This window comes from Actinoplanes subtropicus (genome assembly GCF_000721705.1).
In the GTDB taxonomy this organism is placed as follows: Bacteria; Actinomycetota; Actinomycetes; order Mycobacteriales; family Micromonosporaceae; genus Actinoplanes; species Actinoplanes subtropicus.
Genome location: NZ_JOJL01000039.1, coordinates 43,432 through 64,465, shown reverse-complemented (window position 1 = coordinate 64,465; position 21,034 = coordinate 43,432). Strand labels below are relative to the sequence as shown.

Genomic DNA, 21,034 nt, shown 5'->3' with positions numbered 1-21,034 from the left:
CACGATGAGGTTGTTTTGAGGGTTTTTCAAGCTTCTGCGGCGTCGAGCGGTGACCTAGCGTGACGGTATGACGACCTGGTTCACCGCCGCGGACTGCGACCTGGAGGTCTTCCGGCTGGTCTGCGAGCAGAAGACGGAGCTGAGCGACTACCCGCACGCGATCGACCTGGCCGAGAACGTGCTGATCTACCCGGGCCGCTTGCCGAACACCCGCGAGGTGCAGTCCGAGCTGGTCCGGGCGCTGATGGACGGGCCTGGCGTGGTGGTCTTCCAAGGAGCCTTCGACGCGGCCGTGGTCGACCGGGCGACCGGGGTCTTCGAGGAGCTGATCGCCCTGCAGAAGGCGGCCGGGGTGACCGGCGGCGACCACTTCGCGAAGCCGGGCGCCAATGACCGGGTGTGGGGCGCGCTCGACAAGTTCGCGTTGCGTGACCCGGCCGCGTTCGCCGCCTACTACGACAACGACACCCTCGCGCTGGTCTGCCGGGCCTGGCTGGGTGCCGCGTACCAGGTGACTTCGCAGATCAATGTGGTCAATCCGGGCGGTATGGCGCAGGTGGCGCACCGTGACTACCACCTCGGGTTCATGTCCCGGGACCAGGCGCTGGGTTACCCCGGTCATGTGCACGCGCTGTCACCGGTGCTGACCCTGCAGGGCGCGGTGGCGCACGTGGACATGCCGGTGGAGACCGGGCCGACGCTGTACCTGCCGTACTCGCAGCGGTATCCGGCCGGGTACGTGGCCTACCACCAGCCCGAGTTCACCGCCTACTTCGACGATCACCGGGTGCAGCTGCCGCTGGCCAAGGGCGACGCCGCCTTCTTCAACCCGGCGTTGTTCCACGGCGCCGGCACCAACCGGTCGGCCGACGTGCGGCGGATGGCGAACCTGCTGCAGGTGTCGTCGGCGTTCGGTCGCGCGATGGAGACGGTGGACCGGGCGGCGATGCTGCGGGTGCTGTACCCGGTGCTGCGGCACTACACCGGCTCGGCCGAGAACGTGATCGCGGCGTCGGCCGAGGGCTACGCCTTCCCCACCAACCTGGACATCCACCAGCCGGTCGGCGGGCTCGCTCCGAAGACCCAAGCGGATGTCGTACGCGAGGCGCTCGCCGACCGCTGGGACGACGCGCGCTTCGACCGCGAACTGACGGCGGTCGGATGAGCCTCCTGGAGCACCGCGGCGAGCGGCCGGCCGTGCCGCCGTCCGCCTAGGTGGCGCCGAGCGCCGTCCGCTGCGGCCGGGTGATCCTGGGCGAGCGGGCCCGGATCCTGCACCACGCCGTGCTGACCGCCGAGGACGGCGCGATCACCCTCGGCGCGGACGTGGTGGTGATGGAACACGCCTTGATCCGCGGCCGGTCCGCCCACCCTGTGGCGATCGGCGAAGCGGTGCTGATCGGCCCGCACCCCCACGTCAACGGCGCCACCGTCGAGGACGAGGTCTTCGTGGCCACCGGCGCGTCGCTCTTCCCCGGCGCGGGCGCGGAGTTGCGCGTCAACAGCGTGCTGCACGTCAACTCACGCCTCGAACCCGGCACGGTCGTGCCGATCGGCTGGATCGCGGCCGGCGACCCGGCCGAGCTGTTCTCCCCCGACCGCCACGACGAACTGTGGGCGGTCCAGATGCCGCTGGACTTCCCCGGCACGGTGTACGGCGTCCCGCGCGGCACGTCGATGCGCGACATCATGGCCCGGCAGACGGCCTTCTACGGCGCCCACCGGGACGACCGCGAGCTCTGAGCGGAGATTCAACGTCCAAACCCCTTGGCCGTACGGGTCAGACAGGTCCCCGGTGCTGCGCGAGTTGGGTGCAACTCACCCTCCGCGCGCGGCCGCCGGGCGGGCCCGCGTGGCTTCGACGATCCCGTCGATCGGCTCCGTGCCGTCCACGTATCCGGCCCGCACCCGCCGATGCCGCCAGCAGCAGTCCGACATTAGCGATATTCCCGATTTGTCGGGTGGGCGCTGCCGTTCGCCGGACGCGATGCCTCCGGGCGTCTCGGGCAAGGCGCTGCAAGGGTGGAGGGTAGGTATCCGCTCCGAACACTTAGCCTCCTAGGTCGCGGGGACGCGTGGCAAGGGAGTTGCGCAGGCGCTCGCTCCGAACACTTCCTCCCCAAGATCGACAGCGTCGGGGGCGGCGGCCGGCGGCGTGAGCGGGCGGCGGCGTGGGCGGCGGTGGGTGGCGTGAGTGCGGGCGGCGTGGGCGGCGGTGGGTGGCGTGAGTGCGGGCGGCATGGGCGGTGAGCGGCGGCAGTGGCGTGGGGCGCGCCTGGGGTGGCCTGCTTGAGTTGCAGCTCCGCCCGGATGCGGGCGGCACGGGGTCGGGACGGCAGCTAGGTCGCCGGAAAAGGCGGGGCCCGGCTCACTCGTACGGTCAAGGGAAGTTGACTTTGATTTAGGCGCCTTTGCGGCTGGCGATGGCTTGCAGGAAGATCTCGCCGATCTTGGCTGGGTCGGTGGCGATGAAGACGCCGCCGGAGCCGGCTGCCTTGGTGATGGCCTCGAGTTCGCCGCGGTCGATGGCGGTGCCCATGCCGATTATGATCATGCGGACCGGGCGTTTCGGGTCGCGGAGCTTGGTCATCCGGTCGGTCAGTTGGTCGATGGTGAGGCCGCCGGGGTTGTCGTTCTTGCCGTCCGTGTAGATGACCACCGAGTTGGAGACGCCGGCCTGCCAGCCGTTCTGGACCGCCTGGTAGGCGGCGAGCGCGGTGTCGAACAGGCCGGTGTCGCCGCCGGGCTTCGGGACGATCTTCTCGATCGCCCGCTGCAGGTCGGGCCGGTGGGTGGCGCAGGAGGAGATCGGCAGGTTCTCCTTCCACGGGCGGGTGCCGACCATGTCGGTGGAGAACGTCCAGTTGCCGACGGACCAGCGGTCGTCCAGCAACGCCAGGCCCTGCCGGGCCACCTCGCGGGTCACCTCGGCGCGGGTCAGGCCGCCGGCGGTCGGCACCTTCGCGTTCATCGAGGCGGACACGTCGAAGACGGCCAGCAGCCGGCCCGGCTGGGTGATCGCCGTCCAGCTGCCCAGCAGTTGGCCGATCGCCGCGGAGACGGTGGCCGGGTTCTGCGCGGCGGGCGGTGGCACGTCGGCCGGGGCGCTCCTCGGGGCGGGGAAGCCGGTGCCCTCGGTGCCGTCGGCCGCGCGTACGCCCGCTTTGGCCAGGTCGTTCTTGTACGCCGAGGTGACCAGCGCGCCGCGCACCGCCTTCGCCGCGTCCGCCTTCCGCGGGTCGACGCCGGGCATCACCGCGAACGGGTAGTCGAGCACCACCGCCGCCGGCTGCGCGTAGAGCGCGGCCAGGCCGATCGCCGGCTTCGCCCGGTTGTACGCGATCACGTCCGCCTCGGCGAGCGGCGCCAGCCCGACGCTGGTGCCCACCGCGTCCGCCGACTGCGGGAACTTCTGCAGCATGTCCGAGCGGATGCTGGAGCTGTTCGCCGACAGCGCCCGCATGATGCCGACCTTCAGCGTGGCCGCCGAGGCGTCCGTGCCCGCCGCGCCGGCCAGCGCCAGCAGCCCCGACAGCCCGGTCGCGTCCTTGCCCGGGTCGACGATCGCGGGGCGCACGCTCCGGTCGGTCGCCAGCTTCCTGGCAAGATCTTTCAATCCGGGTGTACGCGCGGGCCAGCCCAGCGCCGCGGCCGATGTCTCCGGCATGGCCAGCACGATCGGGCTCTCCGCGACCGAGCCGAGCGGCGTCGGCGTGAACCCGGGCGCCTCCGCCGCGATCCGCAGCAGCCAGGTGCTGGAGTCCGGGATCCACACGTCGACGTCGGCCGGGACGTTCGCCCTGCCGGTGAGCCCCAGGTTGATCTCGTGCTGGCTGCCGACCGCCGAGGCCATCGCGGCCGGATCGGCCGGGCTCACCTCGACCTTGACGCACTCGGTGCCGACCCGGGCGTCCTTGGCCCAGGCGGTGGCCGCAGCCGAGACCGCCGAGGCGACCTCGGGGGCGGCGGCGACCCGCACGTTCTCGGTCGCCGTGCAGCTCTTGCCGGCCAGCGCGCGATACCCCGCCCACGATCCGCCGGCCACCACGACCACGGCGAGCGCGGCGGCGGCAATCACGAGTCCGGTGCGATGAAGTTCTCGATGTCGGCCAGGCATCGAGCCATAATGATCGGCCACGCCCCCGGAAGGCCATGGGGTTACCGGCCAGTAAATTCACTGATCATGCAAATAGCAATCGGCGTACGGGTGATCGGTTCCCGGGGCAAATCCGTACCGTGGGCGGCATGACACTGTCCCAGACCGCCAGCGCCTTCGACTCGCTGCGCCTCGACGCCGTGCCCGACCACGACGCGTTGCGCCAGGTCTACGAGCTCCCCAACGAGGCCGCCCTGCGCAAGCAGATGACCGAACTCACCGACCAGACTCGGCGGCTGATCGCCTGTGCGTCGCTGGTCCTGGTCGCCAGCGTGGACGCCTCGGGCAGGTGCGACGTGTCCCCGCGCGGCGGCCCGCCCGGGTTCGTCGCCGTCCTGGACTCGCGCACGGTGGCGATCCCGGACGCGACCGGCAACAAGCGCCTGGACACTTTGCAGAACGTGGTCGCGACCGGACGGGCCGGGTTGTTGTTCGTCATTCCGGGGCGTACCACGACGCTCCGGCTGAACGGGCGGGCCTGCGTGTCCACGCGCCCCGACCTGCTGACGCAGCTGACGGCGGTGGGCAAGCCGCCGGTGAGTGCGCTGGTGCTGGGGATAGAGGAGGTCTATCCACATTGTCCCAAGTCCTTCCTGCGGGGCGGGGTGTGGAAGCCGGAGCAGTGGCTGGCGGCGGACGCCCAGCCGACGTCGGCTGAGGTGACGCTGGCGCAATTGCGGATGCCGGAGCTGACGATCGCCGACATCGAGAAGAGGGAGGAGGACGCACTGAAGTACCGGTACGAGTGACGGGCGGCGACCCTTGACGCCGCGCCCACGCTGGGAGCCTGGCGACGAACCGGGGGTGAGCTGTGTCCGACGGTTTCCGCGTCGATCTCGGGCCGCTGGAGAACGCCGCGGCCGGGGTCAACGAGACGCTTGCCGATCTCAAGGCGGCGCGAGTGGACGGCATCGACGGCGAACCGGGCGCGTACGGGCACGGCCACCTCGCCGACGTGGTGAAGGACTTCTGCGACCGGTGGGAGATCGGCATCGAGCATCTCGCCACCGACGGTCATCTGGGCGGCCGGCGCTGCAGCGTCGGTGACGGTGGCTGGCCTCACGGAAACCTTTGCGGTCAACTGAATCCTCGGCGCGAGAAATTCATGGTGGATGCCGCCCGCTGTGCCTTATCCACAGGGCGAAGAAAATAGGTTGGCGGCGGCGCGTGGTTGTATTAGTTTGGGTGTCGGCCCCGCAGCGGGAAACGCCTAGATCGAAATGGCGGGCCGGTCGGCGGATCGGTGCACGAGTCGCGGTCGGGCCTGCCTTTGTCGGTTGTCGCCGTTCCGCGTTTTCGCCGCCATGCCCGGTGGGGAGAGGCTCGGCTGGGTTGGGCTCGGCGGGGTGTGGCTCGGCCGGGGGAGGCTCGGTGGGCCTTGGCTCGGCTGTGGGGCGCGACTCGGCCGGGGGAGGCTCGGTGGGGTTGGGCTCGGTGGGCCTTGGCTCGGCTGTGGGGCGCGACTCGGCCGGGGGAGGCTCGGTGGGGCTGGGCTCGGTGGGCCTTAGCTCGGCTGTGCGGAGCGACTCGGCCGGCGGAGGCTCGGTGGCGAGCGGCTCGGTGAGGAGCGGCTCGGCGGGGCAGGGCTCGTCGGTGGGGAGCGGCTCGGCGGGGACGGGCTCGGTGGGCTGCTCGGCCAACGGGCTCAACGCCTGCTTGTGCGCGCTCGCTGAGGGCTGGTTGGGCGGAATCGCTTTCTGCGGGGCCGGAGGAGCGCACGCTGGGGTGGCGCGGCCGAGCATGGCTGCGGTCAGTGCCACGATGCCGTCGCCGCCGTGGAGGTCGCGGAGCTTGCGGGAGTGTCGCTGGATCAGGCCCCAGGCGCGACGGCGCTCGTGCTCGCGGCGGAACGCTTCTTTCTCCGGAGAATAACGGCGCGACTTGGTGCGGTCGCGCATTTCGGCCAACTCGGCCCTTGTGAATAACCCCAGCTGTCCCACACGAGAATTCTCCCACTTCCGGAAACGCGGTGGTAAGCCCGAACGCTTGTTCGATCATGCCAATCTTGCGTTATGCCAAAAGAGAGATCCAGCCATTCCGCACGCCGCAAACAGCAACAACAAAACGACAACGACAACGGATCCCAGAGCGCGACGGGCGGCACTCACCGCGACGAGGCACCCCCGGGCCATGGCGAGCAAGCGCGTGGGCACTCACCGCGACGAGGCACCCGCGGGCCATGGCAAGCAAGCGCGTGCACGGCGTCACCGCAACGGGCGGCACTCACCGCGACGAGGCACCCGCGGGCCATGGCAAGCAAGCGCGTGCACGGCGTCACCGCAACGGGCGGCACTCACCGCGACGAGGCACCCCCGGGCCATGGCATACAAGCGCGTGCACGGCGTCACCGCAACGGGCGGCACTCACCGCGACGAGGCACCCGCGGGCCATGGCATACAAGCGCGCACCGCATCACCGCAACAGGCGCCTCACCGCGACGAGGCAGGCACCCCGACCCTACGGCTGCTCCAGCTCAAGAGCGGAATGCAACTTAGGCACATCCGCAAGCAGCCTCTTCGTATACGCGTGCCGCGGCGAGAAGATCACCTCATCGGTAGGCCCCTGCTCGACCATCTTCCCGTGCTCCATCACCAGCACCCGATCGGCCAGATAACAGGCCTGCCCGATGTCATGCGTGATGAACAAGACGGTCATGCCCAGCGAGTCGCGCAGGTCCGTCAGCACGTTGAGGATGTTCACCCGCAGCGACGCGTCCAGCATCGACGTCGCCTCGTCCGCGATCAGCAACGCCGGCCGCATCATCAGCGCCCGGGCGATCATCACCCGCTGCCGCTGCCCGCCGGAGAGCTGGTGCGGGTAGCGGTCGAGCACCTCGAGGTCCATCCCGACGTGCCCGAGCGACTCCTCCAGCCGCTGCTGCCCGGCCTCCTTGCCGACCAGCTTCATCGACCGGTTGAGCAGCTTCCCGACCGTGAAGAACTGGTTGAACGAGGAGAACGGGTCCTGGAAGACGGCTTGGACCTGCCGCCAGTACTCGGCCCGATCACGCAGGTGGGTGACGTCTTTGCCGCGGAAGGTCAGCGTGCCCGAGGTGATCGGCAGCAGCCCGAGCAGCATCCGCGCCACCGTCGACTTGCCCGACCCGCTCTCCCCGACGATCGTCGTGATCTGGCCCTCTTCGAGCTCGAACGAGACGTCGTCGACCGCGCGGACCTGGTGGCGACCGCGGCCGAAGACCTTGGTCAGGTGCGAAACGTCATAGATCATGAGTGGATCACCGCCGGGGCGTCGAACGACGTGCGGTCGAATCCGCTCATGCCTTCGATGCGGATCTTCGAGTACTTCGGCTCGGGCGTGAGCACCGAGCTCATCAGGGCCTTGGTGTAGGGATGCTGCGGCCGGTCGACCATCAGCTGGGTGGGCCCGCTCTCGACCACCCGCCCCTGGTACATCACCGCGATCTTGGTGGCCACCGTGCGGAGGACCGGCAGGTCGTGGGTCACGAAGATCACCCCGGACATGAACTTCTGGTCGAGCATCTCGAGAAGCATCTCGATCAGGATCTTCTGGCTGGAGACGTCGAGCGCGGAGGTCGGCTCGTCGGCCACCAGCAGCCGCGGGTTGAGCAGCGTGCTGATGATCGTGACGACCCGCTGCTTCATGCCGCCGGAGAGCTGATGCGGGTACGCGTCCAGCACCCGGACCGGCAGCCCGAGCGCGGTGATCCGCTCCCGGGCCCGGTCGAGCGCGACCTCCTTGGAGATCCGGCGGTCGTGCGAGCGCATCACGTCCCACACCAGGTGGCGGACGCGCTTGGTGGGGCTGATCGAGTTCATCGCGCCCTGCGGCAGCATGGACACCACCGAGCCCCGCCAGGTGCGCGGGATGCGCGCGTCGCCGCCCAGTTCCTGCACCTTGCCGTCGATCTCCAGGGTGCCCTGCTCGACGTGCAGCGGCGGCCGCGCGATCAGCGAGATGATCGAGCCGAGCGTGGTTTTGCCGCTGCCCGACTCGCCGGCCAGGCCGAGCACTTCGCCCTCCTCGACCCGGATCGACACGTCGTCGACGGCGACCACGTCCTTGGCGCCGGTGTAGTAGACCCCGCGGATGTTGCGGGCGTCGACCAGGGTCCCCATCAGCGCGGCTCCGTTCCGGTGAGAAGGCCGGCGGCCCCGACCGTCTCCGGCTCGGTCACCTGGGTGACCATCCGCCGGCGAGCCGCCCGCCCCCGGCGCAGCCGCGGGTTGAACACCTCGTTGAGGCTGGACTGCAACAGCAGCAGCCCGAAGACGATCAGCGTGAGCATCAGCGTCGGCGGCACGAACGCCCACCACGCACCCGTGCGTACCGACCCCCACGCGATCGCCCAGTAGAGCATCGTCCCGAGGCTGGTCGCGTCGCCCGGGCCGAGGCCGAGCAGGCTCAGCGTCGACTCGAACAGGATCGCGCTCGAGATCTGCAGGACGGCCGCCATCACCACGTACGAAAGAAGGTAGGGCAACACGTCGCGGGCGAGGATCGACCAGAACCCGGCGCCGGAGAGCTTCGCGACGTCGATGTGTTCCCGCTCCCGGACGCTGCTGGACTGCGCCCGCACCGAGCGCGCCACCCAGAACCACGCGGTCAGCCCGATCACCACCGCCAGGGTGTAGATGTTGCGCTTGGGCAGCGACACCGAGACCAGGATGATCACCACGATCGCCGGGATGGCCAGGCCCACGTTCGTGATCGCGGAGAGCACGTCGTCGATCCAGCCGCCGCGGTAGCCGGAGACCAGCCCGACGAAGAGCCCGATCGCGGTGGCGATCAACCCCGCGATCAACCCCACGATCAGCGACGTACGCGTTCCGTAGACCAGGTTGATCAGCACGCTCTGGCCCTCGTTGTCGGTGCCCAGCAGCAGTTTCCCGCAGCATTGCGGCTTGTCGTACAGGCCGCCGACGGTGGTGTCCGGGTCGGTGCGCAGGATCAGCGGCCCGAGCACGCCGACCAGCACGACGAAGGCGACGATGCCGGCCGCGACCCAGAAGCGCGGCGACAGTCCACGTAAGCTCATCAGCGTTCTCCGCTCTGCGCGGCCCGGATCCGCGGATCGATGAACCCGGTGAGTACGTCCACGGTGAAGTTCGCGAGCAGCACGGCGACGGTGATCAGCAGCGTGATCGCCTGGATCACCGGGTAGTCGTTCTGCCCGATCGCGTTGAACAGCAGCGTGCCCAGCCCGGGGTAGGAGAACACCAGCTCGGTGATCAGCCCGCCGGTGATCAACCCGGCGATAGCCAGCCCGAGGCCGGTGAACTGCGGCAGCATGGCGTTGCGGAAGATGTACCGGACGGTGATCCCGTCCCGTACGCCGAGGCCGCGGTTGTAGTTGACGTAGTCGGTGCCCAGCTCGTAGACGGCCATCGAGCGCATGCCGACCGCCTGGCCGCCGATGAAGACCAGCACCAGGGACCAGAACGGCAACCAGAAGTACGTGATGGCGTCGCCGAAGAAGGTCAGCGACAGCTCCGGGCTCAGCCCGAACGAGTACGCCCCGCCGACCGGCAGTACGCCCGCCTTCACCGCCACCACGAAGAGCAGGATGATCGCGAAGGCGAACGGCGGCACGCTGGAGAAGAACAGCGAGCCGACGAACGCGCCCCGGTCGAGCCAGCCGCCCTTGAACGCGGCGAGGGCGCCCAGCACGTTGCCGATCACCCAGCCGACGATGATGGCCGGCAGCTGGATCGCGATGGTCCACGGCAGCGCCTGGCCGACCAGGTGGTTGACTGAGGCCGGGTAGCTGCCGAACGAGGTGCCGAAGTTGCCGCGCAGCACGTGCCCGACGTAGATCAGGAACTGCTCCCAGAGCGGCTTGTCGAGGCCGAACTCCTGCATGTAGTGCTCATGGATCTTCTGCAGTTGCTCGCCACCGGCTCCCCCGCCCGCGGCGATCTGGCCGACGATCGCGTCGACCGGGTTGCCCGGGATGAGGCGGGGGAGCAGGAAGTTCAAGATCAGGGCCACGAAGAAGACCACGATCGTCCAGGCCAGCTTGCGGCCGAGGTACTTAGCCAGCGCCATGCGTGCCGCCCGGTTACTAGGAGCCGACCTTCTTGATCTTGAACAGCCACTCGATGCCGGCGCCCTGCCACATCGGCGGGGCGTACGGGTTCTCCTCGGTCGGGAAGTTGGTCCAGTTGCTCTGGTTGAACTCGAAGAACTCCAGCGGGCGGTACATCAGCGGGATGACCGGGATGTTCTTCCGGTAGATCGCGTCGAGCTTGTCGTACGCGGCCTTGGCGTCCGCGTCGGTCTTCGCGCCGGCCGCGGCATCCAGCAGCGCCGGGGCCTCCGGGTCGGTGAACCGGTTGTAGTTCCAGAACGCCGTCTTACCCACGGCCGGCACCCCCCGGTTGTCCAGCGCGTCGCGGAACCGGATCCACGGGCTGGCCGGGCCGACGCCGGTGTAGTTGAACATCGCCACGTCGAAGTTGCCGTTCTGGAGCGCCGCGAACATCGTCGGGAACTGCGGAAAGTCGGTGGTGATGCCGATGCCGACCTCCTTGGCCGACTTGGCGACGATCTGGCAGGTGGTGTTCCAGTCGGTCCACCCGGTCGGCGTGATCAGCTTCCAGCCGCCCAGCTTGGTGCCGTCCGGCAGCACGTAGATGCCGTCCGAGCCCTTCTTGGCCTTGAGCTCGTTCTCCAGGATGTCGATCGCCTTGGCCTTGTCGTACTTCCAGCCGTCGGCCGCGACCGCGTCCGCGTTGTAGAACTTGGACTCGTAGCCGGTCGGGACGATCAGGCTGGCGTTGGCCGGTACCGAGTAGTCCGACATGGCGGTCGTCGCGATGTTGGGGTAGTCGATGGCGTACGCGATGGCCTGTCTGACCTTGACGTTGTCCAGGCCCTTCCTGCCGAGGTTGAAGATCAGCAGGGGCAGGTTGCCGGGCAGGTGGTAGGGCTTCTTCTTCATCCAGGTGCTGACCGGCTTGCCGGCCTCCCACATCTTCCAGATCTGCGCTGTGAACTGCTGGCTGACGTCGACGTCGCCGCTCTCCAGCTTGAGGTCGCCGTCGTTGTTGCTCTTGAAGATCGGGTGGTTGATGGTGCTCATCGGCGGTTTGCCCCACACCGCGGTGCCCCAGTAGCTGTCGTTGCGCTTGAGGTTGACCTGGGTCTGGTCGTACTTGTCCATCAGGAACGGCCCGGAGCCGACCGGCTTGAGGTTGGGGTCGGAGGTGACCTTGTCCCCGGCGAGCTGGCTGAAGACGGCCTTGGGCACGATGTAGGTGGCGCAGAGGAAGTTCTTCACGAAGCCCGGGTTGAACGGCGTGGCCTTCAGCTTGAACTGGACCGTCCGGGCGTCGACCGCGGTGACCGAGTCGAGGTAGTTCCAGACCGTGGAGTAGGTGACCGCCGCGGTCTTGCCGAGCCCGAAGGTGAAGACCACGTCGTCGGCGGTCAGGTCGGTGCCGTCGGACCACTTGGTGCCGTCCTGGAGGGCGAGCTTCATGGTGTGGTCGTCCGGCGACTCGATGCCCTTGGCCAGGCCGGGGTGCAGCGAGCCGTCGCGCTCGTCGAAGCGCAGCAGGGTCTCGTAGATCAGCTGGCTCTGGAACTGGGCGGTCGGCCAGTCGGGCGAGGCGGCCAGGGGGTTGAAGGTCTTCGGCGGTCCCCATTGGAACCCGGCCACGAACAGGGTGTCGCCGGAGGCGCCGGGGCGGCCCTTGCCGGTCGTGCCGCTGGTGTTGCCGGTTTTCGCCGTCCCGCAGCCGGCCGCGCCGACCCCGAGGATGACGCCGGTCGCGGCCAGCCCGCCGATGGTCAGGAAGCTCCGGCGACTGGCCAGCCACTGGGCCGGATCGGCCGGTGAATCGGAGTCATTAGTCATGGTCTAGCCCCCAAGCAGGGTTGAGGTGACGGAGACGGGAGACCAACATCACACCCGGATACGATCTCGTCAAGAGATCGAGATATGGAGATCAATTGATCTTGCTACGCGTGTTGCCGCGCCATCCACTGCCAGATGTGCTGGCCGTCGATGCTGGGATCGTTGCGGGCCACGTAGATCCATGACCAGTGGCCGGGGAACTGGTAACCGTTGCGGATCACGTGGTCGTACAGGGTGATCCGGGAGTGGGGGATGAGGTCGTGGGCGTGGATCGAGTTCTGCTGCGGGTTGACCGTGTCGTCGTCGAGCGACGCCACCAGCCATGTGGGCGTGCTGATCTTGACCAGCGCGGAGTCCGGCACCAGCGGCGGTCCGCCCGGCGTGAACGGCGCGACCACCCCGCAGATCGGCACCGAGGCCGCGAAGAGGTCCGGGTAGACCGTGGTCATCTCGATGCTCATGTAGCCGCCGTTGCTGCAGCCGGCGACCAGAATCCTTTTAAGATCAATTGCTTGCTTGCGGACGAGATCCCCGATGATTTCGCGGATCTGCGGCGCGAACCGCGGCCCGTCCTCGATCCAGTAGGACGTGCTCTGCGGCGCCACCACGTACGCCCCGCCGAAGATCCGCTGCGCCTCGGCGGTGGCGAAGCCCAGCGCCCCGCGGTTGGCCCGCAGCGTGGTCTCGTTGTCGTAGTAGTTGTCCGGCAGGTCGCCGCCCTCGCCGCCGCCGTGCAGCCAGACGATCAGCGGCCGCCGCCCCCGGCAGTCGCGCGGCGAGTACAGCCGGTACTTCAGGCCGCCGCCGGTGTGGTAACTGAACGCGTCGACCTCGGGGTTGACCAGCCGCCCCTGCACGAAGCTGCCGATCGTGACCGGCCCGCCGTGCCGACGGCTCAGCGGCGCGTTCTGCGTGATCGTGTACGCGAGATCCAGCCGCACGTTGCGGCTCTTGCTGAGGATGTAGCCGAGCGTGCCGCCGCCCAGCTGCCCCTCGGCGTACGACAACTCGAGCACGATGTTCCCGTGCCGGTCCAGCCGCGCCGCGGTGACCGGGCGGTCCAGGTCGTACTCGCTGAAGATCTGGTCGCCGGGCGCGATCGGGATCGGGCTGGTCGCCTTGGCGTGCACCGTGAACGTGCCGGTGGTGAGGCTCGCCGGGTCGATCGGCCCGAGCCGCCCGGTGTCCAGGGTGACCGCGACGACCTGCTCGCCGCCGTCGAGTGTCTCGGCATTGAGGACGAAGCGCACGGTCGTGGGGTGGCCGCCGCCCGCGAAGGCGGCGGCGCCGGGCAGGGCGAGGGTGGCGGCGGCGCCCGCCCCGGCGGCGAGAACGGATCGACGGTTGAATCGGCGGCTGGGAAGCGGATCCATGCGGACTCCCTTGCTCGATCTTCCGTGCGGCGATCGCAGCCGGCGTTGGCGGGAGCTGCGACGCCGATCGATCCATGTCTACCGCCCCTACGAACTACTCGGTTGGTATCGTTACCTGCTTGTTACCAGGAGGTTGCCGGGTGACCGCGATCGAGGTGCTGACCGGCGACGGCTTCTGGACCACGCGAGCCTCCGCGGCGCTCGGCCTGCGGTCGCTGGTGCTCTCCGACGGTCCGGTCGGGGTGCGCGGCGAGCGGTGGGACGAGGCCGGGTCGGCGGTGCTGCCCTCGCCCACCGCCTGGGCGGCCAGCTGGGACCGGTCGCTGGCGACCGAGCTGGGCGGGCTGCTCGCCGACGAGGCGCGCCGGAAGGGGGTGGACGTGCTGCTCGGGCCGACCGTGAATCTTCATCGGTCGCCGCTGGCCGGGCGGCATTTCGAGTGCCTGTCCGAGGATCCGCTGCTCACCGGGCGGATCGGGGCGGCGCTGGTGCGCGGGGTGCAGGCCGGCGGGGTGGCGGCCACGGCCAAGCACTACGTCGCCAACGACTCGGAGACGAATCGGTTCACGGTGGACGTGCGGGTCAGCGAGCGGGCGCTGCGGGAGGTCTATCTGGCGCCGTTCGAGGCGCTGGTCGTCGACGGCGGAGTGTGGGTGGTGATGGCGGCGTACAACCAGGTCAACGGGGTGACGATGACCGACAACCCGCTGCTGACCGCGCCGCTGGTGACCGAGTGGGGGTTCGACGGGGTGGTGGTGTCGGACTGGTTCGCCACCCGGTCGGCGGCCGCGTCGGCGCTGGCGGGGTTGACGCTGGTCATGCCCGGTCCCGGCGGGCCGTGGAGCGAGTCGCTGGGGGAGGCGGTCCGGTCGGGCGCGGTCCCGGAGTCGTTGATCGAGGACAAGGTCGGGCGCCTGGTGCTGCTGGCCCGGAGGGTCGGTCCGGGCGTCTCTCCCCATAAATCGGAAAGGTCAGATCAGGGTAATTTGCTCCGGCGGGCGGCCGCGGAATCGATGGTCCTGGTCCGCAACGAGCGTGCCACCCTTCCGCTGCGGCCGTTCGGGCAGCGGCGGATCGCCGTGCTCGGGCCCAATGCCGCCGACCCCGCGATCCAGGGCGGCGGCAGCGCGGGCCTCACTCCCTCGTACACGGTGAGCCCGCTGGACGCCTTGAGCTCCGTGTTCGACGTCGTCCACGCGGTCGGTGCGCATCGCCGGCGCGGCCTCGCGCCGATGGAAGGCGACCTGCACGTGCGCTACCTCGACCCGTCCGGCGTGGAAGTGCGGGCCGAGCACCGCACCTCCGGCGGGCTGATCTGGAGCGGCGACGAGATCCAGGCGGGCACGATCGTCGAGGTGTTCGCGACGTTCCGCGCGCCGGTCGCCGGGGAGTGGCGGATCGGGTTCGCCGGCGTCGGCGCGTTCACGCTGAGCCTCGACGGAAAGGCCGCGCTGACCGAGACCGTCGGGCCGGACGACGACAGCTTCGCGGCCAGCTTCCTCGACCCGCCGCAACGCTGGGTGACGCGCGAGCTGGGCGCCGGCGCCTCACTCTCGGTGCATCTACAACACCTTCCCGCGTACGAGCTGGGCCTGGCGAAGATGGTCCTCGGCGTGCGGCCGCCGCGCCGCTCGGACGACGAGGAGCTGGCCGCGGCGGTCGAGGCGGCCCGGGGCGCGGACGCCGCGATCGTCGTGGTGGGCACCGACGAACGGGTGGAGAGCGAGGGCCGCGACCGGTCGGCCCTGGCACTGCCGGGGCGGCAGGACGACCTGGTGCGCGCGGTGGCGCGGGTCAATCCGCGTACCGTCGTGGTGGTCAACTCCGGCTCGCCGGTGCTGCTGCCCTGGCGCGAGGAGGTCGCCGCTGTGCTGCTGGCCTGGTTCCCGGGGCAGGAGTTCGGCACCGCGCTCGCCGACGTGCTGACCGGCGCTCGCGAGCCCGGCGGCCGGCTGCCCACCACCTGGCCGGCCCGCGAGGAGGACGTCCCGGTGCTGTCCACCCGCCCCGACGGCGACACCCTGCGTTACGCCGAGGGCGTGCACGTCGGTTACCGGGCGTGGCTGCGGTCGGGCGCGGTTCCGGCGTACCCCTTCGGTCATGGTCTTGGGTTTACCACCTGGGAATATCGGGACATGTCGCTCGCCGGTCGGGTGGCCGAGGTGACGCTGCGCAACACCGGGGAGCGGCCGGGCAAGGAGGTCGTTCAGGTGTACCTGGCGAGGCCCGCCTCCGCGATCGACCGGCCGGTGCGGTGGCTGGCCGGCTTCGCGGTGGTGCGCGCCGGACCGGGCGAGACGGTGACGGCGACGATTCCGGTGCCGCTCCGGGCGTTCCAGCATTGGGACGACGGGTGGCGCCTCGAACCGGGCGACTTCGAGCTCAGCGCCGGGCGGTCGGTGGCGGACCGGCCGCTGTCGCTCATTGTGCGATCGCCCGGCGTACACCCGCGATGAAGTTGGCAAAGACCGCCACCATGTCGACCAGGTCGGGATTGAGCACCCACTGCACCTGCAGGCCGTCCATCATCGCGATGACCTGGGCGGCGACCGCGTCGCAGTCCACCTCGCACCGGATCTCGCCCGACTCGATGCCCGCCCGCAGCGCCGCCGCGATGTTGGCCCGGCGGCGGGGATAGCGGTCCTGGAACCACTCGCGGGCCGGGTGGTCCTCGCCGACCGACTCGCCCATCAGCACCGTGTACGCCTGGACCAGGCCCGGCACCATTGCGTTGTGCTGCACCAGCTCGGCCAGCCGGTCGAGCGCCGCCAGCCCCTGGAACCCGGCCAGCTGGAACTGCGCACCGTCCAGCCGGTCGCGCTCGGCCAGCACCGCCACCAGCAGATGCTCCTTGCTGGGAAAATGGTGCAGCAGCCCGGCCGTGGTGAGCCCGGCGTCCGCGGCGATCGCGGCGAGGGCGGACCCGCGATACCCGTTGGACGCGATGGCTCGCAACGCCGCCTGCAGCACCCGCTCCCGGGACGCGTCGGCTCGCGTCGAGGCAGACATGGATCCTCCGAGTCACGGAAAGATAACGAGACCGAGCAATCGGTCGGACCCGTGGTCATAACCTACCTGACGGCGGTCCCGCCCCGGACGCCGGGCCTACAGTATTCGTGCTCGTCAGCGGGTCAGTCCACGAGGGCCTGGGTGCCCAGGACGACGGCGAGGGCGAGGCGTTCCGCGTCCTCGGTGCCCGGCTCCGCGGTGTAGACGGTGATACGCAGGTCGTCCACGGCGACCACGAGCGTGTCGCAGTCCAGCGTGATGCGGCCGACCGCCGGGTGGTCGACGACCTTGCGCCGCGACGGGTCGGCCGGCGGCGGCGCCTCGGCCTCCCACAGCTCGGCGAAGCGGGGGATGCCGGTCAGCTCGGCGATCAGCCGGCGCAGCGCGTGGTCGGCGGGGTAGCGCGACGCGGTCAGGCGCAGGTCGGCGACGAGCCGGGCCTCGTGGGCGGCGTGCTCGGCCGGGGTGTGCACGACCCGGGTGGGCGCCCCGGCGAGGTTGCGCCAGACGGCGTTGCGCTCCAGGCCGCGCCAGGCCGACGTGTCGCCCATCAGCGCGTCGTAGGGCGCGTTGGCCAGCACCAGCGTCCAGGTCGCGTCGTACACGACCACCGGGGTGTGCGCGAGCCGGTCGAGCAGCCGCTGCACGCTCGGGGCGACCCGGGACGGCACCACCTCCCGCCCCGGCGCGGCGTGCCCGGCCAGCCGGTGCAGCAGGTCACGCTCGGCGTCGGCCAGCCGCAGCGCCCGGGCCAGAGCCTCCACCACCTGCGCCGACGGTGCCGTGGCGCGGCCCTGCTCGAGGCGGGTCAGGTAGTCGGCCGAGATGCCGGCGAGCGCGGCCAGCTCCTCGCGGCGCAGACCGCTCGCCCGGCGGCGCCGCCCGACCGGCAGGCCGACCTCCGCCGGCGCCACCCGGTCGCGCCAGCGGCGCACCGTACGGCCGAACTCCCACGCCTCCATGCCCTTCAGTCTGCGCGAGTCCGCCGGTGTTGTCCTGGCCCTACCAGTCCTAGGAGAACCGCACTACTGCCTGACTCGCGGCCGGCCCCGCAGCCTGGAGTCATGACCTCCACCTCCACCTCCAGGTCCGCCGAACCCGGAACCGTACTGATCACCGGCCCGACCCGGAACCTGGGCCGCCACACCACGCTGGCTCTCGCCTCGCGAGGCGCCGACCTGCTGCTGGTCGGCCGCGCCGGCCCGGACCTGACCGCGGTCGCCGGGGCGGCCCGCGCCCGCGGGGCCCGGGTCCACGAGATCGCCTGCGACCTGTCGCGGCTGGCCGACGTCCGGGCCGCCGCGGCCGCCGTGCGGGACCTGCTCGCCGCCGGCACCGTACGCCCGCTGCGGGCGCTGGTCGCCAACGCCGGCGTCATGTCGGCCGACACCCGCCGCGCCTCCGCCGACGGCTACGAGCTGACCTTCGCCGTCAACTACCTGGCGCACGCGCGGCTCATCGGCGACCTGCTCGGGTCGTTCACCGCCCCGGCCCGGGTCGTGCTGGTCGGCTCGAACACCTACCGGGCCAACTTCTGGCGCCGGCTGCTGCACGTACCGGAGGCCAAGTGGGCCGACCCGATCGAGCTCGCCCGGCCCGCCGCCGGCGTATCCGGCATCGCCTACTCCAACGCGAAGCTGGCGATCCTCTACTACGCCCACGAGCTGCAACGCCACGCGGGCGGCGGCGTCAACGTGTCGGTGTTCGAGCCCGGCTGGATGCCGGGCACCGCTCTCGGTCGCGACGCTCCCGCGGCGGTCCAGGCGATCGGGCGCGCCCTGGGCCGCGTCCCGGGGGTGTCGACGCCGCGACGCTCGGGGCCGCTGCTGGCCGCGATGGCCGTGGACGAGAAGTGGGCGCGGCTGCGCGACGGTGCGTTCGTGGTGAAGACGAAGCCGGTCGACGTGCACCCGGTCGCCGTCGACCGCGAGCGGGAGCGGCGGTTGTGGGCGGCCACCGCCGAGCTGCTGGAGCGGGCGGACCCGGCGAGCGCGTTCCCCTAGGCTACGACACCGTGACCGAATCGACCGCGACCGCATCGACCGTGACCGAGGAACCGGACCCTTCGGCGATCGCGGCCGAGCGGATGACCTTCTTCGCTGACGCGGTGATCGCCATCGCGATCACGCTGCTGGCTCTCGAGCTCCGGGTCCCCGTGGGCAACTTCAAGAGCAACGCGCTGCTGTGGTCGGAGCTGGCCAAGGGCCGCCAGGAGTACGTGGCCTTTCTGATCAGCTTCGTCGTGATCGGCGGGCACTGGTCGGCGCACCACCGCGTCTTCCGGTACGTGACCAGGATCGGCCGTGGGATGACCGTGCTCAGCCTCTCCTGGCTGCTCATGATCGTGATCACGCCGTTCGCGACCCGCCTGCTCAGCTCCGGCGACGGCGCGTTCCAGCTGCGCTTCGGCGTCTACGCCGGGATCCAGGCGGCCGGCGGGCTGATCTTCCTCGGCATGGTCGCGATGGTGCAGGCCCAGCGGCTCTACCGCCCGGACACGCCGCCGGACCGCTTCGCGAACGCGTACTGGGGCGTGGGCGCGCTCGCCGCCGGCTTCCTGATCAGCATCCCGGTGTCGTTCTTCGCCTCGGGCCAGGCGTACGACCTGTGGATCGTCACGCCGGTGCTGACCGCGATCGTGCGCCGCCGGGTCCTCGCCGCCCGTGCCAAACGGAGGTCACGGTAGGGCCGCCGTCACCACCATGCGGTGATGGCCGGCGTTCAAGGGGCTGCCGTCCTCGCCATGCCCGGCGACGTCGGCGAATCCCGCGGCCTCGCACCAGTCGCGCAGCTCGGGAAAGCCGAACAGTCGCTTGAGAAAAGTCAGGCCGCGGGCCCGGCCGTCCCGGATGACCGTGCGGGTGACCTCGAATCGCGCGGTCAGCGGATCGAAGTGGTGCCGGTCGACGAGCATGTCGCCGTTGTCCAGGGTGGCCGTGACGCGCGAGGGCGTGTACGAGGCCAGGAACCTCGTCAGATTGTCGAGATCGATCGCCACCCGGCCGCCCGGCCGCAGAACCCGGGCCATCTCGCCCAGGACCGCGCGGTTGGTGGCATCGTCGAAATATCCGAAGGCCGTCGTCCAGTTGACCACACGATCGAATCGGTCCGACCAGGGTGGGAGGCCGCGCATGTCGCCGGCGAGATAGTCGACCTCGACCCCCATCGCGGCCGCGTCGGCGCGGGCCCGGTCCAGGAACACCGTCGACGAGTCGAGGCCGGTGACCCGGCAGCCGCGGGCCGCCAGGTGGTTCGCCAAGGTGCCGTGGCCGCAGGCCAGATCGAGGACGCTCATCCCGGGTTCGAGATCGAGCAGTCGCCAGACGAGATCGGCGGCGGAGGTACTGGTGTAGGCCGTGCCGACCAGGGGACCGTGGGTCGGCGCGCCGCCGCTCCCCGACGAGGCGAAGAAATGCAGGTAGTCCTCGTCGTACATGGCGGTCGCATCGAACAGATCGCGCGTCACGCCTGCACGATAACCCCCGGCATCATGGCGGGCTGGTCGCATACGGCCCCGCGTGCTCGGGGCGGTGCGTGGCGACCATCAGCGACAGATCACGCATCGCCTGGTAGAGCCGGGCCTTCGCGGTCGCCGGGGACAGGCCGAGCAGCTTCGCGGCCTCCCCGGTCGTACGGTGGTGGAAGTAGGTCGCCACGATGATCTCCCGGTGCTGGGGCGGGAGGCTGCGCAACATCACTTCGGTCGTGGGCGGCATCCTTGGCACTCTGGTCATCGGCGGGTCCGGGCACCAGTGCGCACCTGCGGCGTAGTCGTCCGGTCACGGTGCCGCCCGGGTAGGGTGCCCGCGTGATCGACAAGACCGTGATGGCCTGGGCGCAGGCGAGCGGGAGCTCTGGTTGTCCCGGGCCGCGGCCCTCGACCACGGCCGGGAGCAGCCCGACTGGCCGGCGGCGGTGGCCGGCGCGGACGACTTCGACGACCTGACCCCGCCGCAGGCGTCCTGGCTGGTCGCGAAGGGTCCGGAGGGCCCGGCCCGGGTGCTGCTCGCGGTCTCCCGCCCGCGGCTGCGGCAGCAGGTGGACCTGGGCCGGGTGGCGGTGGCGCGGCTCGAACTGGACGCGCTGCCCTACGCGCTCGCCGAGGCAGCCGAGAACGCCGACCGCCTGGGCCTGCTCATACTGCCCTTTCGCGGCCCGGAGCCGGCGATGCTGGTCGCGGGCTGGCTGCGACACCTCGGCTCGGCACGCACCTGGGCGCGCCTCTGGCTGACCCGCCACGCCGAGACCGCCGCGCGCGTGCTGACCCAGCTCACCACCGAGGGGACCGCCCGGACCCGCAGAACGCCTGCGACGCCCTCAACTTCCTCAAAATCAAGACCCCGATTGCGTACGAGCCACCCGCCCGCAAAACCAAACCGCCCACCTGGGCCCACCCCGACCGGCTGCCACCCGTCCGCCTGGCCACCGGCGAATCCATGCCGCCCGGCGACGTCATCCGGTTGCTCGACGCCCTGTCCCGCTCCCGCCTGGACGACCCACCGGAGCCACCACCGGGCGCCCTCGCATCCGGCGGCCCCACGCCCGGCACCCCCGCGTCGGGCGTCCCCGCGTCGGGCGTCCCCGCGTCGGGCGTCCCCGCGTCAGGCGTCCCCGCGTCAGGCGCCCCCACGGCGGGCGTCCCCGCGTCGGCCGCGT

At 70.6% G+C, this 21,034-nt stretch carries 18 protein-coding genes; 7 read left to right on the top strand and 11 right to left on the bottom strand.

Features of this window, described 5'->3' with window-relative positions:
• Window positions 1–67 precede the first annotated feature (67 nt).
• The gene (locus IH26_RS0142050) at window positions 68–1,165 is read left to right on the top strand and encodes a phytanoyl-CoA dioxygenase family protein (protein WP_030441885.1); all 1,098 of its coding nucleotides are present in this window, start codon (window positions 68–70) and stop codon (window positions 1,163–1,165) included.
• Window positions 1,166–1,215: 50 nt separating this feature from the next.
• Window positions 1,216–1,743 carry a gamma carbonic anhydrase family protein gene (locus tag IH26_RS54670; protein WP_245665924.1) on the top strand — a complete coding sequence of 176 codons (528 nt, stop codon included), beginning with the start codon at window positions 1,216–1,218 and terminating at the stop codon, window positions 1,741–1,743.
• A 658-nt stretch (window positions 1,744–2,401) separates the two neighbouring features.
• On the opposite strand, the gene IH26_RS0142035 is transcribed toward IH26_RS54670, so the two are convergent.
• Window positions 2,402–4,078 carry a VWA domain-containing protein gene (locus IH26_RS0142035; protein ID WP_245665923.1) on the bottom strand — a complete coding sequence of 559 codons (1,677 nt, stop codon included), beginning with the start codon at window positions 4,076–4,078 and terminating at the stop codon, window positions 2,402–2,404.
• A gap of 167 nt (window positions 4,079–4,245) precedes the next feature.
• On the opposite strand from IH26_RS0142035, the gene IH26_RS0142030 reads away from it, so the two are divergent.
• Window positions 4,246–4,905: an MSMEG_1061 family FMN-dependent PPOX-type flavoprotein gene (locus IH26_RS0142030; protein ID WP_030441883.1), complete on the top strand. Its 660-nt coding sequence runs from the start codon at window positions 4,246–4,248 to the stop codon at window positions 4,903–4,905.
• A 62-nt stretch (window positions 4,906–4,967) separates the two neighbouring features.
• Window positions 4,968–5,309 carry a hypothetical protein gene (locus tag IH26_RS0142025; RefSeq protein WP_051809486.1) on the top strand — a complete coding sequence of 114 codons (342 nt, stop codon included), beginning with the start codon at window positions 4,968–4,970 and terminating at the stop codon, window positions 5,307–5,309.
• Window positions 5,310–6,613: 1,304 nt separating this feature from the next.
• On the opposite strand, the gene IH26_RS0142020 is transcribed toward IH26_RS0142025, so the two are convergent.
• The 6 genes from IH26_RS0142020 to IH26_RS0141995 all read right to left on the bottom strand — a co-directional run bounded on the left by IH26_RS0142020 (window position 6,614) and on the right by IH26_RS0141995 (window position 13,369).
• Complete coding sequence (locus tag IH26_RS0142020; RefSeq protein ID WP_030441881.1) at window positions 6,614–7,384, bottom strand: ABC transporter ATP-binding protein; 771 nt, start codon at window positions 7,382–7,384, stop codon at window positions 6,614–6,616.
• Entirely contained in the window at window positions 7,381–8,253 is an 873-nt protein-coding gene (locus IH26_RS0142015; protein ID WP_034217123.1) for an ABC transporter ATP-binding protein, read from the bottom strand. Before IH26_RS0142015 ends, IH26_RS0142020 begins: the two co-directional genes overlap by 4 nt.
• Entirely contained in the window at window positions 8,253–9,173 is a 921-nt protein-coding gene (locus tag IH26_RS0142010; RefSeq protein ID WP_051809484.1) for an ABC transporter permease, read from the bottom strand. The genes IH26_RS0142015 and IH26_RS0142010 overlap by 1 nt, the downstream gene beginning before the upstream one ends.
• A complete protein-coding gene (locus tag IH26_RS0142005) occupies window positions 9,173–10,183 on the bottom strand; it encodes an ABC transporter permease (protein WP_030441878.1) in 1,011 nt (336 codons plus the stop codon). Before IH26_RS0142005 ends, IH26_RS0142010 begins: the two co-directional genes overlap by 1 nt.
• A gap of 16 nt (window positions 10,184–10,199) precedes the next feature.
• Window positions 10,200–11,996: an ABC transporter substrate-binding protein gene (locus tag IH26_RS0142000; protein WP_030441877.1), complete on the bottom strand. Its 1,797-nt coding sequence runs from the start codon at window positions 11,994–11,996 to the stop codon at window positions 10,200–10,202.
• A gap of 104 nt (window positions 11,997–12,100) precedes the next feature.
• On the bottom strand, window positions 12,101–13,369 hold the full coding sequence (locus IH26_RS0141995) for a prolyl oligopeptidase family serine peptidase (protein WP_030441876.1): 1,269 nt from the start codon (window positions 13,367–13,369) through the stop codon (window positions 12,101–12,103).
• A 140-nt stretch (window positions 13,370–13,509) separates the two neighbouring features.
• Here IH26_RS0141995 and IH26_RS0141990 point away from each other — a divergent pair, with 140 nt between their 5' ends.
• On the top strand, window positions 13,510–15,825 hold the full coding sequence (locus IH26_RS0141990) for a beta-glucosidase family protein (RefSeq protein ID WP_051809482.1): 2,316 nt from the start codon (window positions 13,510–13,512) through the stop codon (window positions 15,823–15,825).
• Here IH26_RS0141990 and IH26_RS0141985 read toward each other — a convergent pair.
• Complete coding sequence (locus tag IH26_RS0141985; RefSeq protein ID WP_030441874.1) at window positions 15,791–16,378, bottom strand: TetR/AcrR family transcriptional regulator; 588 nt, start codon at window positions 16,376–16,378, stop codon at window positions 15,791–15,793. The genes IH26_RS0141990 and IH26_RS0141985 overlap by 35 nt on opposite strands.
• Window positions 16,379–16,500: 122 nt before the next feature.
• The gene (locus IH26_RS0141980) at window positions 16,501–17,340 is read right to left on the bottom strand and encodes a helix-turn-helix transcriptional regulator (RefSeq protein ID WP_030441873.1); all 840 of its coding nucleotides are present in this window, start codon (window positions 17,338–17,340) and stop codon (window positions 16,501–16,503) included.
• 102 nt (window positions 17,341–17,442) lie between these two features.
• Here IH26_RS0141980 and IH26_RS0141975 point away from each other — a divergent pair, with 102 nt between their 5' ends.
• Window positions 17,443–18,381 carry an SDR family NAD(P)-dependent oxidoreductase gene (locus IH26_RS0141975; RefSeq protein ID WP_030441872.1) on the top strand — a complete coding sequence of 313 codons (939 nt, stop codon included), beginning with the start codon at window positions 17,443–17,445 and terminating at the stop codon, window positions 18,379–18,381.
• Window positions 18,382–18,392: 11 nt separating this feature from the next.
• A complete protein-coding gene (locus tag IH26_RS0141970; RefSeq protein ID WP_034217119.1) occupies window positions 18,393–19,064 on the top strand; it encodes a TMEM175 family protein in 672 nt (223 codons plus the stop codon).
• Here IH26_RS0141970 and IH26_RS0141965 read toward each other — a convergent pair.
• Together IH26_RS0141965 and IH26_RS0141960 are read right to left on the bottom strand one after the other, a co-directional pair.
• Window positions 19,056–19,844, bottom strand: a complete 789-nt coding sequence (locus IH26_RS0141965) for a class I SAM-dependent methyltransferase (RefSeq protein WP_030441870.1) — start codon at window positions 19,842–19,844, stop codon at window positions 19,056–19,058. The two genes, IH26_RS0141970 and IH26_RS0141965, sit on opposite strands and share 9 nt — an antisense overlap.
• A gap of 22 nt (window positions 19,845–19,866) precedes the next feature.
• Complete coding sequence (locus IH26_RS0141960; RefSeq protein WP_245665922.1) at window positions 19,867–20,094, bottom strand: sigma factor-like helix-turn-helix DNA-binding protein; 228 nt, start codon at window positions 20,092–20,094, stop codon at window positions 19,867–19,869.
• Window positions 20,095–21,034: the final 940 nt, after the last annotated feature.